This window comes from Muribaculum gordoncarteri (assembly GCF_004803695.1).
GTDB classification, from domain to species: Bacteria; Bacteroidota; Bacteroidia; order Bacteroidales; family Muribaculaceae; genus Muribaculum; species Muribaculum gordoncarteri.
In genome coordinates this window covers 1,729,455-1,744,296 of record NZ_CP039393.1, presented here as the reverse complement: position 1 = coordinate 1,744,296, position 14,842 = coordinate 1,729,455, and the positions used below count along the sequence as shown (strand labels likewise).

Below are 14,842 nucleotides of genomic sequence, written 5' to 3'. Positions count from 1 at the left end.
TAACGTAGCCAAAGATATATGTAACACAGGTTACGCTCACAATCATCGTTTATTGGCTAACTTTGTAAAACATGAAGAATTTTTAACAGTGTTAATATAATGAAGATAAAAAACATTGCTTTTGGAAAAATGGCTGCGGTGTTGCTATGCTTCGCTGCCGTGACATTCGGCGCCGGCGACATTTACGGCGCGAAGAATGAGAAGGTTGGTGTGGGTAATCCTTACTTACCTTTGTGGGAGCATTTGCCCGACGGTGAGCCTCGTGTGTTTGAGGATCCTGACAACCCCGGAAAATATCGTGCTTACATCATCGGATCGCATGACCTCAGGGTTAATGAATATTGCGGTCCCGACATCAGAATGTGGTCGGCTCCGGTTGAGGACCTTACCGACTGGCGTGACGAGGGCCCCATATTTACCTACGAAAAGGACGGTAAGTGGGATGTCATGTTTGCCCCCGACCTTGTGGAGGTAAAGCGCAAGAACGGTAAAAAGGAGTATTATCTCTATCCCCACAGCCGTGGCCCGCGTCGCGAGGCGATGGTGTGCAAGGGAAGCCGTCCCGACGGACCTTTTGTGCCTGTGAACCTCACACCCGACGGATCACAGACCGTAGAGGGCAGTATCCTCGGATTTGACCCCTCAATCTATGTAGAGAACATAACCGACAAGTCGGACCCCGACTATAAAATCGGCTTCCGCGCCTATGGATTCTGGGGCTTCCAGCGTTCATCGGCCGCACAGCTGGACCAGAATACCATGTACTCGGTGCGTCCCGGTACTGAGGTGATACCTTACTTTGTGCCCGCCGGTGTGCGTTACGGTGTAGTGCGCGACCCCGAAGGCACCGAATATCCGGCTCTTTACAAGGAGCAGAATCCCGGCGATTTCAACTTCTTCGAGGCATCGTCGATACGTAAGGTTGGCAACAAGTACATAATGATATTCTCGGGTCATTCAGGCCCCGACTACGGACAGGGCAGCTCCAACTCGACACTGCGCTATGCATTCGGTGACTCTCCTCTGGGTCCCTGGCGCAGCGGAGGCGTTCTTGTCGACTCGCGCGGTATCGTGCTCAACAAGGAGGGTGATGCTCTCGAGGCTACCAACGCCGCTCATAACACTCACGGAAGTCTTCAGGAGATAAACGGCAAATGGTATGTGTTCTACCACCGTCCGCCACGCGGATTCGGATTTGCCCGTCAGCCTATGGTGGCACCCGTGAAGATTGAATGGGACGAAACTCCCGTAGCAAAGGGCGGAAAGGTTACCATTACAGGTTATGACCCCTACAGCAAGGACGGAAAGTGGAGCGCAAAGGCTTCCAACGGTGACGAATACACCGGTGCCGAGGTTACTTCGGAAGGTTTCCAGATTTACGGACTTGATCCCTATAAGTACTATTCGGCCGGATATGCCTGCTATCTTTCCAACATAGGAGCGCAGCAGGATTCATGGGACATCTGGGACAACAACATGCCCGTTACCATGGCCGGTGGCGAAATCGTGGGTTACAAGTACTTCGGATTCGGTGGCCTTGACGAGGCAAAGGACGGTCTTAAGCCTTTTGCCGGAACCAAGAAGGGCAACGGTACCGAATTCAATCTGTTCCTCACTCCCAAGGCTCGCTGGCCTTTTACTATAAGCGTATGGCTCGACGGTCCCTGGGACAACGATGCATGGAAAGGCAAGAAAATCGGTGAAATCAAGGTGCCCGCAGGCTCTCCGCAGGAGTTGACAAAGTACACCATCGATGTGTCGGACGCTGTTGACGGTCTTGAGGGCAAGCATGCCATATTCCTTGTTGCCGAAGGTCCTCGCGGCGCACGAAATCTCGTGTGCGAGCTTCAGGGACTCGGATTCAGTACCAAGAACGCTCCTCTTGAGTGTCCTGTAGTTCCCCAGGTGACGATTGCAGTAAACGATGTCGCACTCGACCTTCCCGAACACCCCGTTCGCTCGACCAGCGACAACGGTTACACCGGATATGACCAATATGAGGTTGATTATCGACTCATGTCATCGGCTACTCCCAAGATTGTTGCCGTGTGTGACAACCCCGAGGTTAAGATTGACATCACTCAGCCCAAGTCGGCTACCGACAAGGCAGTTGTGAAGTTTGACTACAACGGCGTAGTTAAGACCTACACCATAGTCCCCAAGAAACAGTAAGTCTGTCCGTAATAAATGCAGTAAAGGCTGAGTCATGTCGATGGCTCAGCCTTTGTTGTATATTTAACAAAACCGGTTATTTTCCGGCTCTATAAGTTGAAATAAATATTTCTTGTAGTTGCGGGAGATATTTATTTCTCCAACCGGATTCATTTTTATAACGTTCTTTTCGATGCTTCCTATGCGCGTCAGATTGATTATGAATGATTTATGAACCTGAACAAATTTCTCGGACGGAAGACTTTTCAGTATATCCTTCAATGTGGTTCTCACGATTATACAATCGGAAACAGTCATTATGCGCACATAATTCTCAAGAGATTCAATATAGACTATGTCCCTTAAATCTATGCGGTGAATGATGCGGTCGGAGCGTACGAATATATAATCCTCGACTGTGGCGTTACGCTTAAAATCAAGATACTGACGACCCTTGTCTATGGCTTTTTGGAAACGGATATAGGAAACAGGTTTAAGGAGGTAGTCGGAAATATTAAGCTCATATCCTTTAAGGGCATATTGTTCATAGGCGGTAATTATTATTATCGCTGAATCAATCGTGCAGTTGGATATGAAATCCAGTCCCGATACTTCAGGCATGCATATATCCATGAATACAATGTCGGGAGCTTTGTTTGTTTTAAGATAGGCTTCAAATGACGGAATGTCGTGAAACTCTCCTACACAATTGATGCAAGGAGTTCGATTTATATAGCTCGCAATGCCGTAGCGGGCTGTGGGTTCATCATCAATGATTGCACACGACAATGTAGGAATGTTATTATTCATAATCTAATTAGTAAATGCGTTGAATATAGTCCTGAATCACTTCTCTCCTCAAAATCATATCTGCCCGGATATAAAAGGACAAGTCTTCTCCTAAGGGCCTTTAACCCGATTCCTGATGCATCATGCATGATTTTGTCATGCTTCATTTCGGGAAGAGTGTTCTCAACCTTGAAATCAACTATTCCCGGCAATCGCATAAGGCTGATATGGATTCGTTTGGGGGTGCCTCCCGAATGTTTGAATGCATTTTCCACAATAGGGAGCAGGAGATAGGGGTGAATCCTATCTTGAGGATATCGGGCATCAATGGATGCCGACACTTCCACCGAGTCGCCATAACGGGTGCGACACAGTTCAATGTAGCTTTTCAATGCTAAAATTTCTCTCTCAATCGGTATGGGTTCATCATCCTCATATAGTTGCATTCTCATAAAGTCGGCCATCTGTTCGATTGTATTCCGAGCTTTGGTGTTATTCTCGTCGATGCTGAAATATATAGTGTTCAACATATTAAACAGAAAGTGGGGATGATATAGCGACCTAAGCAGGCGCAATTCGGTTTTTACATTCTCGTTCTGTGCTTCTTTTTCCCGTAGTTTCTGATAACCGTACTTTAGAATGGTATAGAGCAACAGCGACATGAGAAGCGTGATGGTGACAGGAATTACAATTTCGGGCAGATAATCGTAAAATGGAGTTTCATGGGAAACTATCATTATCATGACAGGTAACGTGACTGCAAATATGACGACAACCAGATACTCCAATGCAATGAGGATATTGCGGTCGGCACAAATTCTAATCCATCGGTTTGCCGCGAAAAAATATAGATAACAGCCTCCAATCAACCCCATTAATTCAATTGCTATAAATTCTGGTGAATGGGTAAAATAATTGTGTCCCATAGGTACATCATTAACAAGCCTGATCAGTAAAAATAATATCGAGGCATAAATCAATGGTGCTATTTTCATTGCTTTTTGTTATAATTTGCGGTGTATATGGTATTTATCTACAAATTTACGCGATTCATCTCGTCTATACAAGATTTGCGATTCTCTTTGCCGGAAGTATTTTTGCCTGAATTGAATCGAAAGGAGAGTGAAACGCCCAATCTTCTCATATTTTCAAATTCACGCTCTTGTAAAGAAGCTTCACGCCCCGAAATTACTATTTTTGAGCATGTACGGTTGGTGTTGAAAACATCGTTCATGTATATTGCCAAATTTAGGCTATTGTTGAAGAATGATTTCCTAAATCCTAAATATGCGCTCCATGACGATGATACTTCAGCCTGACCATAGGCCGCTTTGCCCCTGTAGGAAACATTCAGTTCGGTAGCCCATCCATAAGGGAGATTCAGGCGGTTCATGACATTGATCATCGGGGTGAACATTATGTTGGACGACGAATCGAGCGATGCTGGAAAATGGTAGTTGGAATACACTATATTTGCGGTTATGGATGAAGCCCACCATGAGCTTATGTTTATGTTGGCTGCCGAAACAGTACCGATGAACTGTAGATACCGAGGTAAATTTTCAGGCGTCACATAGACTGTTTTGTCGGTTATTTCACGATAACATTTTACTATTTCATCGGATGTATATATGGCTCGGACTCCTATTCTCAACCATGAATTATTTGAATAGGCCATATCGATGCAATGGCTTATAGCTTCTTTAAGATTGACATTTCCCCCTACATGTGTAATGTCGTCGAATATGTGTATGAACGGATCTAAATCGGCAAATCGAGGACGCGTTATTTTTTCAGAGTAGGATAGAACCCAGCTCCCTGATTCAGAATCGTTAATCGACAATGCCACAGACGGATATATGCGAAAGCCATGCCTGGTGTAATCCTTGGATTCGGCGCTTTCATTTCCTGAGAATGCATTATGTGTAGAGCTTTGTTCCATTCTCGCGCCTAAAGATAACGCTGAAATGCCATAGGTGGATTTGGACTCAAAATATAGAGCATTGACATTTTCGTTATATCCAAAATCGGAACCGAAATTGTCGGCCTGATTTTGTCGCGAGTTTATTTGTGCGGCTTTAAGGTCTTCATAATCTCCATGACTGTTCATCTTTACATAAGATATGCGGGTGCCGCATGAAAGATGCCAATGAGATGAAAGCAGCCGTCGATAATCCATCGCTCCCACCAATCCGAATATTTTGCTCGACATATCTCCTATAATCGAATTCCCGGTGTTGTCATTCATGAATTGGTCTTCGGAATTGTGATAGTTGAAGAAATCAAGCGATAGGTTGAAATCGGTTTCGGGGTGATCGAATATACGTTTCAGATACACTCCGCCATAAATATTTTTATTGATGAAGCATGCGGTATTATCCGTAACCGTAGGCTTGCTATCGGGAATAAATGTTGTCATGACAGCCGGCTCTCTGCGCCTGAAATAGTTATAATTAATGACACTTCCTGTCTTAAATGAAGAATTGGGCTGATAGTCATAGGAAAAACCTGTATTGTGCATGACATCGTGCCGGATACGATCGTAATTCTGTTGCAAATGCTCATCGTTATCGCTATATGGACGCACTGTGAATAATTTGGAGGCGTTACGTGCTCTATTCCCTGAATATGTAAGTTGGAGATAGTGGCTGTTCATAAGATATTCCGTATATATGTTTCCATAGACATTACGCGCTTTCCCGATATGCCCACCGGAATTTAGGCCAATGGTAAACCCTTCGTCCTTCTTTCGCTTCTTTTGCAGATTTATGATGGTTGTGGCCTCGGATGCATCCCTTTTAGCGCCGGGAACTGTGAGTATCTCTATTTTTTCAATACCGGATGTCGACAGCGACTTGAGGTGTGAAATCAGCATCTCACCTGTCAATATCGACTTCCGTCCGTCGATATAGACGCTTATTCCGCTCTCTCCATTGACTGATATCACCCCATTGCTGCCGATGGATACTCCAGGGATTGACTGTAGTGCGTCATATACATTGGAGCCGATTGCCGATGTCATTTCCGAAGGCAAATATGAAATCCTGTCAGCCCTGACGATGGACAGGGGTTTCCGTGATGTCACGACAATCTCCTCCAGATTGGCGAATCGCACACTGTCGGTGACTATGTTGCCATTATCTTGAGCGTTCATGATGTTTATTCCGGTAAGGAGGAGGCATAATGTGATTAGATTGGTATTCATGATGTGTTGTTTTACTTTTTCACAAAAGTATGTAGGATGGAATGTGCGGTTGAAATAAAAGTGACAAACTGCATCTCAGCAGTGACAAAGTGGAATTATGTATTTGCAGCGAAGGCTGAGTCATGTCGATGGCTCAGCCTTTGTTGTGCAGGGAGGGTGGGGGAACGGGGCCTAAAGGTGCAGGTATTGTCGCAGGTCGTCGACATATTCTTCGAAGGCTTTCCTGCCGGCGTCGGTTATCGTGCACACGGTGCGTGGTTTTTTGCCGAGGAAGCCCTTGTTGACCGCGATGTAGCCTGCTGTCGACAGCTTGTCGAGCTGGACGCTCAGGTTACCTGCCGTGGATTCGGTTTTCTCTTTGAGATAGACAAAATCCGCTTCGTCAACGTTCATCAATATTGACATTATGGCAAGGCGCAATTGGGAGTGAAGAAGTGGATTCAATTCTTTCATCAGTTTCTACGAGCTTTATAGTTGAGAATGTGTCCGGGAATGACCATCATGAAGATGATTGCGATCATGAACATCGGCAAAAACCAGTTGGCGTAGAGCGTCACATTGCCCGATATGCAGCAAATGGTGAATATGCCAAGAAGCATTCCTATCGCGCCTCCGAATATGAATGACTTTTCCCTGATGACTATACCTTGGGCTATCTCGGCAAAAGGCACTATGATAAGTGCGAACGCGAACATCGTGTTCCATGTGTCGAGGCCCATAATGAGCAGGAATCCTAAGCACATCAGTGTAGTTGCCAGGCCTGAAAAGCCTACGGTTGACCATATTCGTGACATTATCTTGTCGGAATAGCTTTTAACACCCGACTTGATCTGCTTCTTGCGGCTCATTATTGGAGTTATTATTCCTCCAATCCAGATGGCAAACCAAAGCCAGTTCCATTGCTGATTGTGGGTCGTTGCGATTAGAATCCAGATGAGGGCCGTGACCGTAAGGATGAGATAGCCCCACATCAACATGATGTTTCCGTCGCCCATCATGTAACGCTCTTTGGTGCGAGAAATCATTGAAGTGATTACTTCAAGGCTCTCTTTTTCGGTAAGTTTTCGTTCTTCCATTTTTAAGGAGTTTAGAGATTTTCATTTGGTTTATTTTATAAACCGGAATTGTCTTAAAAAAGAGCGGTCGCGCGATTCCGCTCTTTCATGATGCAAATATAAACAAGTTTATTTTATAAACCAAATATTTGTCAATAAATTTTATATCGGATACGGTTCCGCGTTTCCCCTGCAGCAGGGTAGAGACTTGTAGCGTAGTGAATATTAATGTATTAACAGGCGTTGAATTATTATTATTATTATTATTATTATTATTTGGCGCAATTATTCGATAGAATTATTTGTACAGCACTGCTATTTTTCTTTAATTTGCATCTGAGCAAATAATTGCAATCACATATTACAAAGGCTAAAAAACAACAGTGTTATGGCAAAAATCTCTGTGCAGAATACCGAAGTTAATGTTATAAAGGTGGACGGCGAAGACTATATTTGTCTGACGGATATGTTACGTGCCAAAGACGGGGATTTTTTCATTACCGATTGGTTGCGTAATCGCAATACGCTTGAATACATAGGCATTTGGGAAAAGGTATATAATCCACATTTTAATTATGGCGAATTCGCCATAATTAAAAGTCAGTCGGGTCTCAATAGCTTCAAGATAAGTGTCAAGGAATTTGTTGCGAGAACAAATGCAATAAGTGTTCAGGCAAAGGCCGGGCGCTATGGAGGCACATATGCCCATAAGGATATTGCCTTTGAGTTTGCGATGTGGATAAGCCCGGAGTTCAAGATTTACATAGTCAAGGAATTTCAGCGACTTAAGGAAGAGGAGCAGAAGCTGCTTGGATGGTCGGCAAAGCGCGAGCTGTCGAAAATCAACTATCGCATACACACCGATGCCATAAAGCAGAATCTTGTCCCTGCGGAAGTTACGGCGAAACAGGCCAACATCATCTATGCCAACGAGGCCGATGTGCTCAACGTGGCAATGTTTGGGATGACTGCCAGGCAATGGCGTGAGGCTCATCCTGACTTGAAAGGCAACATACGCGATTATGCCTCTATAAATGAGCTGATATGTCTGTCGAATATGGAAAATCTGAATGCTGTTTTCATTGAGCAGGGCATGAAGCAAAGCGAGCGTCTGATAAGGCTGAATCAAATTGCCATCCACCAGATGAGCATATTGGAAATCGGTGATAACGATAGTAAAATACTGAAATGAAAATATAAAATCAATGAGTTATGTATAAGGATGAACAACAGCGGGAGGCGATGGAGAAGCTATACAATACTCCGTCCAACCTACGATTGAAATATGCGGCCATCGCGTTTATTGCAGTAACCATTGCCATTTTTATGGTAATGATATTTTGGAATGCCGAGATATCGCCGAGAGTGTACCTCTTTCTGAGGGGATGTGCCGGATTGTGTGCATTGGTATTCGCCATATTGCTTGGAATCCTCGTATACCGGGTGAACAGCGCCTACATTAAGCAACGGTGGAAACCCAAACAATAATTGCAGAAGTCGGCATACATGAGGTTCGGGCAATAACGGGCAATAACGGGCAATAAATGGGGGTGGGGTGAAATATTTGGAGGGGAAAATAATCAAACATTTGATAAAAAAGCGTAACTTTGCACTCTCAAAACAGGCGGTTGCACACGATGTAATCATTTGTTGTTGGCTTTCAATGATTTATATGCTAAATTCATAAATAATACAATCGGAACTCATGGATTGGATTCAACAACTACTTGCACCGGGAAATATGACACTGGCGAGTACGATTATTTTGTACTCGTTTGTCATAGCCGTAGGTGTCTTTTTAGGTAAAATCAAGATTGGAGGTGTTTCGCTCGGAGTCACGTTCGTCCTGTTTGTAGGACTCGTTATGGGGCATTTGGGTTATGTCGTAAACAGCGAGGTGCTGCACTTCATTCGTGAATTCGGCCTTATATTGTTTATCTTTTCAATAGGTTTACAGGTAGGCCCCGGATTCTTCTCGTCGTTCAAGAAGGGCGGAATGTTGCTCAACGGTCTTGCCGTGCTTGTGATAGTGCTCAACGTGGCGATAGTGCTGGCAATCTTCTTCATCGACGGAAACACTCCTATAACCGCACTTGTGGGCGTTATGTCGGGAGCCGTAACCAACACTCCCGGACTTGGTGCCGCACAGCAGGCCATACTTCAGGTCAACCCCGGAGCCTATAGCATGTCGGAGGAGATGGCTATGGGTTATGCAGCCGCTTATCCTCTCGGTGTTATCGGTATAATACTCTCGATGTTTGTGATCCGCGCCATCTTCCGCGTAAAGATGGACCGCGAGGTCAAGCAGATCGAGGATGAGATCGACAGCAGCCAGCTGAAGCCTCACATCGTGACATTTGAGGTGGCCAATTCATTGATCGACGGTAAAAACCTCGTGCAGCTGCACGACATCATATCATGTAACTTTGTCGTGTCGCGTCTGCGTGACGGCAGCGGCAATGTCATAATACCCAACTCACAGACCACCGTACACATCGGCGACAAGCTCTACATCGTCATGTCGGCTCAGGATGAGGATCGCTTCAAGGCTGTGATAGGCCCTGAAATCGACATGGACTGGGAGGCAACTCCGAGCCCTGTAGTGTCACGCCGCATCGTGGTTACGAAGAGTCACTACAACGGTGTGGCTCTCGGTTCGCTGCGCCTGCGCATGGGTTACAAGCTCAACGCCACCCGCGTCAACCGTGCCGGTGTCGACCTGCTCGCATCGCCCAGCCTTCGCCTCCAGATAGGCGACCGCATCACCGTAGTGGGACAGGAGGAGGACATCAAGCGACTTGCCGACAAGCTCGGTAACTCGATGAAGCGTCTTAACGAGCCCAACATGATAACGCTCTTTGTGGGTATATTCCTCGGTATTCTTGTAGGAAGCATTCCTATCGCGTTCCCCGGCGTGAGCGTGCCTATGAAGCTCGGCCTTGCCGGCGGTCCCCTTGTAGTGGCAATACTTCTCAGCCGCTTCGGCTACAAGCTCAAGCTTGTCACCTATACCTCGTCGGCTTCGTCACTGCTGATGCGTGAAATCGGTATCTGCCTCTTCCTCGCTTCGGTGGGAATCGCTTCGGGAGCCGGATTTGCAAAGACCGTGTTCAACTACACCGGTATGTGGTGGGTTATATGGGGATTCATCATCACGGTGGTGCCTCTGCTTGTGGCAGGATGCATCGCACGCGGTGTCTACAAGATCAACCTGCTCACGATAATGGGTCTTTTCGGCGGCAGCATGACCGATCCCCCCGCTCTTGCCTACGCCAACAACAGCACCGGCAACGATGCACCGGCGGTTGCTTACTCGACCGTGTATCCGTTGACCATGTTCCTGCGAGTTGTAGCAGCCCAGGTGCTTGTGCTTTGCCTTGCATAGTTTAGAAATAGTAATATAAGCGTAACGGCCGCATGACATCAAAATCATGCGGCCGTTATGTTTTTTATGTGTCGTCGTTTCAGCTGCAACGGCTGTGCGTCACTTGCCGACCGGGGATCGTCATCATGCCCGGAAGTCGGTAGGCGACTTGCCGAAGTGCTTCTTGAATACGGTGCTGAAATAGCTGATTGAGGAGAATCCGCATTTGTAGGCTATTTCGCCTATGCTGTACTGACTGTCGTTCAGGAGCTTCATCGCATGATCCATCCTGATGTTGCGTATAAAGTCGACGACAGTCATGTCGGTAAGCGCCTTTATCTTCTTGAAGAGCAGCGATGTGCTCACTCCCATTTCCCGTGCAAACTCCTCCTTGCTGAAGTCAGAGTCCTCAAGGTGATTCACCACAATCTTGAGAGCCTGGCGCACAAATGCGTCGTTAAGCTCGTTGGATTCTTTGGTGTCGGCCTCTTCAACCGTTTCGCCGCCCTCTGAAATCACGCGGCTTCCGAGTGCGCGGCGGTTGAGTATTATCGACATGATGCGCTGTGTAAGCGTCTTCATGTCAAAGGGCTTGGTCATGTAGTCGTCGGCTCCAAGTCCGAGGCCGTGCAGCTCGTCAGACTGGTCGGAGAGCGCACTGAGCAGGATTATGGGGATGTGGGATGTTTCAAATGTCGACTTGACGAGGCGACACAGCTCAAATCCGTCCATGCCCGGCATCATGATGTCGGAAACAATCAGGTCGGGGAGCTCTTTCTTGATGTATTCCCATGCATCAACGCCGTTGGAGGCGGTGGCCACGTTGAAGTGACGGCCGAGCGGACGCTTCATGAAGCGGCGCAGGTCGTCGTTGTCCTCACATACGAGGATGCGCATGTTCTTTATCTCCTCATTGTCGATCGACTTGTCGGCCGATTCGGGATCTTCGGCATTCACGGGCAGGGGAGCGGAGTCGACCAGACGGTGAGGAATCACTATTTCAAACCGTGAGCCTTCATCTTCACGGCTTTCGACAATGATTTTTCCGTCGTGCAGCTCTACGAGCTTCTTGGTCAGTGCAAGTCCTATGCCTGAGCCGCTTATGCGTAAATTGACGGCGTTTTCGCTGCGGAAGAACTCCTTGAACAAGTTGTCGAGCGACTTCTTGTCGATGCCTATGCCGTGGTCGACGATGCTGAGGCGCCATTCATTGTCGTTGGCTGTAAAGTTGATGTCGACCGACGAGTATTCGTGGGAGTATTTTATGGCGTTGGAGAGCAGATTGTCGACTATGCGCTCGATTTTTCCGGCATCCACGGCCGTTACGTAGGATTCGGGCTTGTAGCTGTAGGTCAATGTGATGTTGCGCTTCTCGGCGATGGACTCAAACATGCTTATGCGGCTGCTGATAAGCGGTACGATGTCGTAGTTCATAGGATGGAACTGTCCCTTGCCGAGGTCGATCTTCTGGAGGTCCATCAGCTGGGTGGTGACCATTGTGAGCCGTTGCATCTGGTCTATGGCAAGTTGCAGATACTGCTTCTCCTCCTCGTTGATGTTGGGCGACCGCTTTATCTCCTCGATAGACGCCTTGATGAGCGTCAGTGCCGTTCTCAGGTCGTGGGCCGTGTTGATGAAGAATTGCAGCTTGTGTTCGGCGTGACGGCGGTTGATGCGGTTGATGTAGAAGCGCAGCAGCAGATAGAGCAGGGTGGCAATCAGCAGCACATAGGCGGTCTTGAACCACCATGTGGCCCAGAACGGAGGCTTGATGTGAATCGATATCTTGCGCTCCGATATAAGGTCGGGATTGTAGAGCCTTATATATAATGTGTAGTTGCCGGGGTTGAGGTTGGTGTAATTGATGATGCTGAGGTCGGAAAGCTCGCTCCAGTCATCGTCAAATCCCTCCATCTTCCATGAGAAGAGCGATGTGCGCGAGTGGCTTCCGAGCGGCTGCAGGCTGAACGTTATGTTGTTCTGGTCGTGTTGCAGCGTCAGGTCGGTAATCTCGTCGAGCGGCATTTCGGGCAGAATGTCGGGCATGTCACGCATCGATCGGCTTGAGAGCAGAATGTCCTGCAGATATATTCGTCCCGAGGGGGTGCGTGACGTCATCGACTCGGTGTCGAGTATAATCAGGCCTTCGGAGGTTCCCCATGCCGAGGTGCCGTTGCTGAGTTTCACGCTTGCATCGGAAGTGTAGTCGATTTTGCCCGCTGTTTCGGGAAAGTCAAATGACGCTACGCTCTTGTCGTCGATATTGAAGCGGTACAATCCGTTGTCGGTGCCGAGCCACAGGTTGCCGTTGTGGTATAGGATGCTGTTGATGTTGTCGGACACCGAACCGTGCTTCAGGTTGAAAGTTTCGGTGGCCTGTGACGCAATGTCGTAGCATATAAGTCCGTTGCCGTTACTTGCCACCCATATTTTGCCTTCGGTCACCTCGATGTCCTGTATCATGTTGTCGGTCAGCAGCTCCTTGATCTCCTTGGTGTTCTTGTCGAGCGACAGCAACTGGTTGTTGCTTGCCATTATCAGCGTGGAGTCGTCGAGCTCGGCCATTGTCGATACCGGCCTCACGGGATACTCGTCGAACTGGCCCGTCACGTGGTCATACTTTATTATCGCGCCTATCATTCCGGCCATCCATATATCGCCGTTGCTGTCGCGCAGAATGTCAAATACGAATCCGTTCTTAGAGAGGATTCCCTGGCGGTCGGTGTGATGCGCCTTGATGCGCTGTGTATTTCCGTCGAGCACATAGACGCCGTTGGAGTAGGTGCCCACCCAGATGTCGCCTTTGCTGTCCTCGCACACCGAGCGCACGATGAATGACTCATATTCGTGGCCGAAACGGTTGACCCACTTTCCCGTGTCGGGATTCCAGTAGCTCAGTCCGCCGTTGGTTCCTATCCATATACGCCCCTTGCTGTCCTCGGCCACATCATATATATAGTCGTTGGCCGGCGAATTGGGGTCGTTGACGCGGTGGCGGAAGTGGGTTATGAGGGGCGAGTTGAGTTCGGCTATCGACACACCGCCCGTAAACGAGCACACCCACACCCTGTCGGGACGGTCGTAACACATGTCGAGTACGCCGTTGCCTGCAATGGAGTGGGGGTTGTCCTTGTCCTCCTGGAATATCTCGGTCACGCGGCTTCCGTCGCGCGAGAGCTGCCAGATGCCTCGTCCGTCGATTCCGCACCAAATGGCCGAGTCCGACACTATTTCGATGTCACGCACATACTGGTGGGGGAATCGCTTGATGGGTGAGGCCTTCAGCTCCTTGGTGTCGCAGTCGAGATAGTAGAGTCCGTCAGACATCGTTCCGATCCACAGCCGGTTCATGGCTTTGTCGAGCTTTATCAGGGTGGGGAACACTCCGGGATTGTCGTTCCACACTTCACGGTCGTAGTTTTCGGTGTTTATGCGGTAGACTCCTCCCGTGCTTGCGACTATAAGGTGCTTGCAGCCGTCCATCGTCATGTCGCCCACAGCTCCTTCCACGCCGGGAATCCTGGTGCACTTGCCGTTGACGCAGTGATAGAGCCCTGCCGAGGTGGCGAGCCACAAAATATCCTTATCCCCCCCTATTTTAATGTCGGCCAGATAGATAGCCTCGACATTGAGTGCCGACAAGAGGTCGAGATAGTGCACAAATCGGTCGAGCCGCTTGTTATATCGGAATATTTCACCATGGTTGGTGAATACATAGAGCTCTCCTTTTCGATGCACAAGCTCGACCGACACTATATTAACTGTAGTGTAGGGTACATTATAGCATTTGCTTTCATCGGAAAGGCGGTATATGCCCGACTTTGTGGCAACCCACATAAATCCGTCATCATCCTTGCATATCGACGACGGCTCGCGTATTGTGATACCGTAGGTGTCGTCGGCATTATAGAATCCCATATCACTGGCATAGATTTTCAGGGCTGATGACATGAGCATGAAAATTATAGCAACTAAGAAATGCTTCATGATTAGGTATATTGTATCGCAGACGCAAATATAACGAAAATAGTTTGAAATATGCCAAAAAAATGCTGCATAAGTTTTGCCTCCCGAAGTTTTCGACGAGCGGGATATTTGAACGATTTTTTACAATTCAGCGGCGTGGCAGGCGAGGCTTGCTCAATCTTCTCTCCGGGAGGGGTCATTATAACCAATGTTAATTGCATTTCGGCTGTAACAACGCCTCACGCGATGTTACGCTGATTAAGGCGATGTAACAACCGGGCGTGTCGGCAACGATGGTCGAGATGCCCCGTG

At 47.8% G+C, this 14,842-nt stretch carries 10 protein-coding genes; 4 read left to right on the top strand and 6 right to left on the bottom strand.

From position 1 onward, the window contains the following. Positions 1-99: 99 nt before the first annotated feature. Entirely contained in the window at positions 100-2,172 is a 2,073-nt protein-coding gene (locus E7746_RS07700; protein WP_238337150.1) for a hypothetical protein, read from the top strand. 63 nt (positions 2,173-2,235) lie between these two features. Here E7746_RS07700 and E7746_RS07695 read toward each other — a convergent pair whose 3' ends face one another. The 5 genes from E7746_RS07695 to E7746_RS07675 all read right to left on the bottom strand — a co-directional run bounded on the left by E7746_RS07695 (position 2,236) and on the right by E7746_RS07675 (position 7,221). Beyond that, positions 2,236-2,961 (bottom strand): LytR/AlgR family response regulator transcription factor, encoded by a 726-nt coding sequence (locus tag E7746_RS07695; protein ID WP_136410401.1) that lies wholly within the window; start codon positions 2,959-2,961, stop codon positions 2,236-2,238. Next, the gene (locus tag E7746_RS07690) at positions 2,958-3,935 is read right to left on the bottom strand and encodes a sensor histidine kinase (protein WP_136410399.1); all 978 of its coding nucleotides are present in this window, start codon (positions 3,933-3,935) and stop codon (positions 2,958-2,960) included. The genes E7746_RS07695 and E7746_RS07690 overlap by 4 nt, the downstream gene beginning before the upstream one ends. A 38-nt stretch (positions 3,936-3,973) precedes the next feature. Then, a complete protein-coding gene (locus E7746_RS07685; protein WP_136410398.1) occupies positions 3,974-6,145 on the bottom strand; it encodes an outer membrane beta-barrel family protein in 2,172 nt (723 codons plus the stop codon). 171 nt (positions 6,146-6,316) lie between these two features. Beyond that, positions 6,317-6,601, bottom strand: coding sequence for a winged helix-turn-helix domain-containing protein (locus tag E7746_RS07680; protein ID WP_136410397.1), 285 nt, complete (start codon positions 6,599-6,601; stop codon positions 6,317-6,319). Beyond that, entirely contained in the window at positions 6,598-7,221 is a 624-nt protein-coding gene (locus E7746_RS07675) for a hypothetical protein (protein ID WP_136410395.1), read from the bottom strand. The genes E7746_RS07680 and E7746_RS07675 overlap by 4 nt, the downstream gene beginning before the upstream one ends. Positions 7,222-7,588: 367 nt before the next feature. Between E7746_RS07675 and E7746_RS07670 the strand changes: the two genes are divergently transcribed. The 3 genes from E7746_RS07670 (at position 7,589) to E7746_RS07660 (ending at position 10,585) form a co-directional block, all read left to right on the top strand. Continuing rightward, positions 7,589-8,392 carry a KilA-N domain-containing protein gene (locus tag E7746_RS07670; RefSeq protein ID WP_136410394.1) on the top strand — a complete coding sequence of 268 codons (804 nt, stop codon included), beginning with the start codon at positions 7,589-7,591 and terminating at the stop codon, positions 8,390-8,392. A gap of 20 nt (positions 8,393-8,412) precedes the next feature. Further along, positions 8,413-8,688 carry a hypothetical protein gene (locus E7746_RS07665; protein ID WP_136410393.1) on the top strand — a complete coding sequence of 92 codons (276 nt, stop codon included), beginning with the start codon at positions 8,413-8,415 and terminating at the stop codon, positions 8,686-8,688. Positions 8,689-8,905: 217 nt separating this feature from the next. Then, positions 8,906-10,585, top strand: coding sequence for a putative transporter (locus E7746_RS07660; RefSeq protein ID WP_136410392.1), 1,680 nt, complete (start codon positions 8,906-8,908; stop codon positions 10,583-10,585). Positions 10,586-10,708: 123 nt separating this feature from the next. On the opposite strand, the gene E7746_RS07655 is transcribed toward E7746_RS07660, so the two are convergent. Then, entirely contained in the window at positions 10,709-14,551 is a 3,843-nt protein-coding gene (locus tag E7746_RS07655; protein ID WP_136410391.1) for a hybrid sensor histidine kinase/response regulator transcription factor, read from the bottom strand. Positions 14,552-14,842 lie beyond the last annotated feature (291 nt).

Coding starts and splice junctions, on each gene's coding strand:
- E7746_RS07665 (WP_136410393.1), top strand. CDS start 8,413: ATGTATAAGGATGAACAACAGCGGGAGGCGATGGAGAAGCTATACAAT.
- E7746_RS07660 (WP_136410392.1), top strand. CDS start 8,906: ATGGATTGGATTCAACAACTACTTGCACCGGGAAATATGACACTGGCG.
- E7746_RS07655 (WP_136410391.1), bottom strand. CDS start 14,551: ATGAAGCATTTCTTAGTTGCTATAATTTTCATGCTCATGTCATCAGCC.
- E7746_RS07675 (WP_136410395.1), bottom strand. CDS start 7,221: ATGGAAGAACGAAAACTTACCGAAAAAGAGAGCCTTGAAGTAATCACT.
- E7746_RS07670 (WP_136410394.1), top strand. CDS start 7,589: ATGGCAAAAATCTCTGTGCAGAATACCGAAGTTAATGTTATAAAGGTG.
- E7746_RS07695 (WP_136410401.1), bottom strand. CDS start 2,961: ATGAATAATAACATTCCTACATTGTCGTGTGCAATCATTGATGATGAA.
- E7746_RS07700 (WP_238337150.1), top strand. CDS start 100: ATGAAGATAAAAAACATTGCTTTTGGAAAAATGGCTGCGGTGTTGCTA.
- E7746_RS07690 (WP_136410399.1), bottom strand. CDS start 3,935: ATGAAAATAGCACCATTGATTTATGCCTCGATATTATTTTTACTGATC.
- E7746_RS07685 (WP_136410398.1), bottom strand. CDS start 6,145: ATGAATACCAATCTAATCACATTATGCCTCCTCCTTACCGGAATAAAC.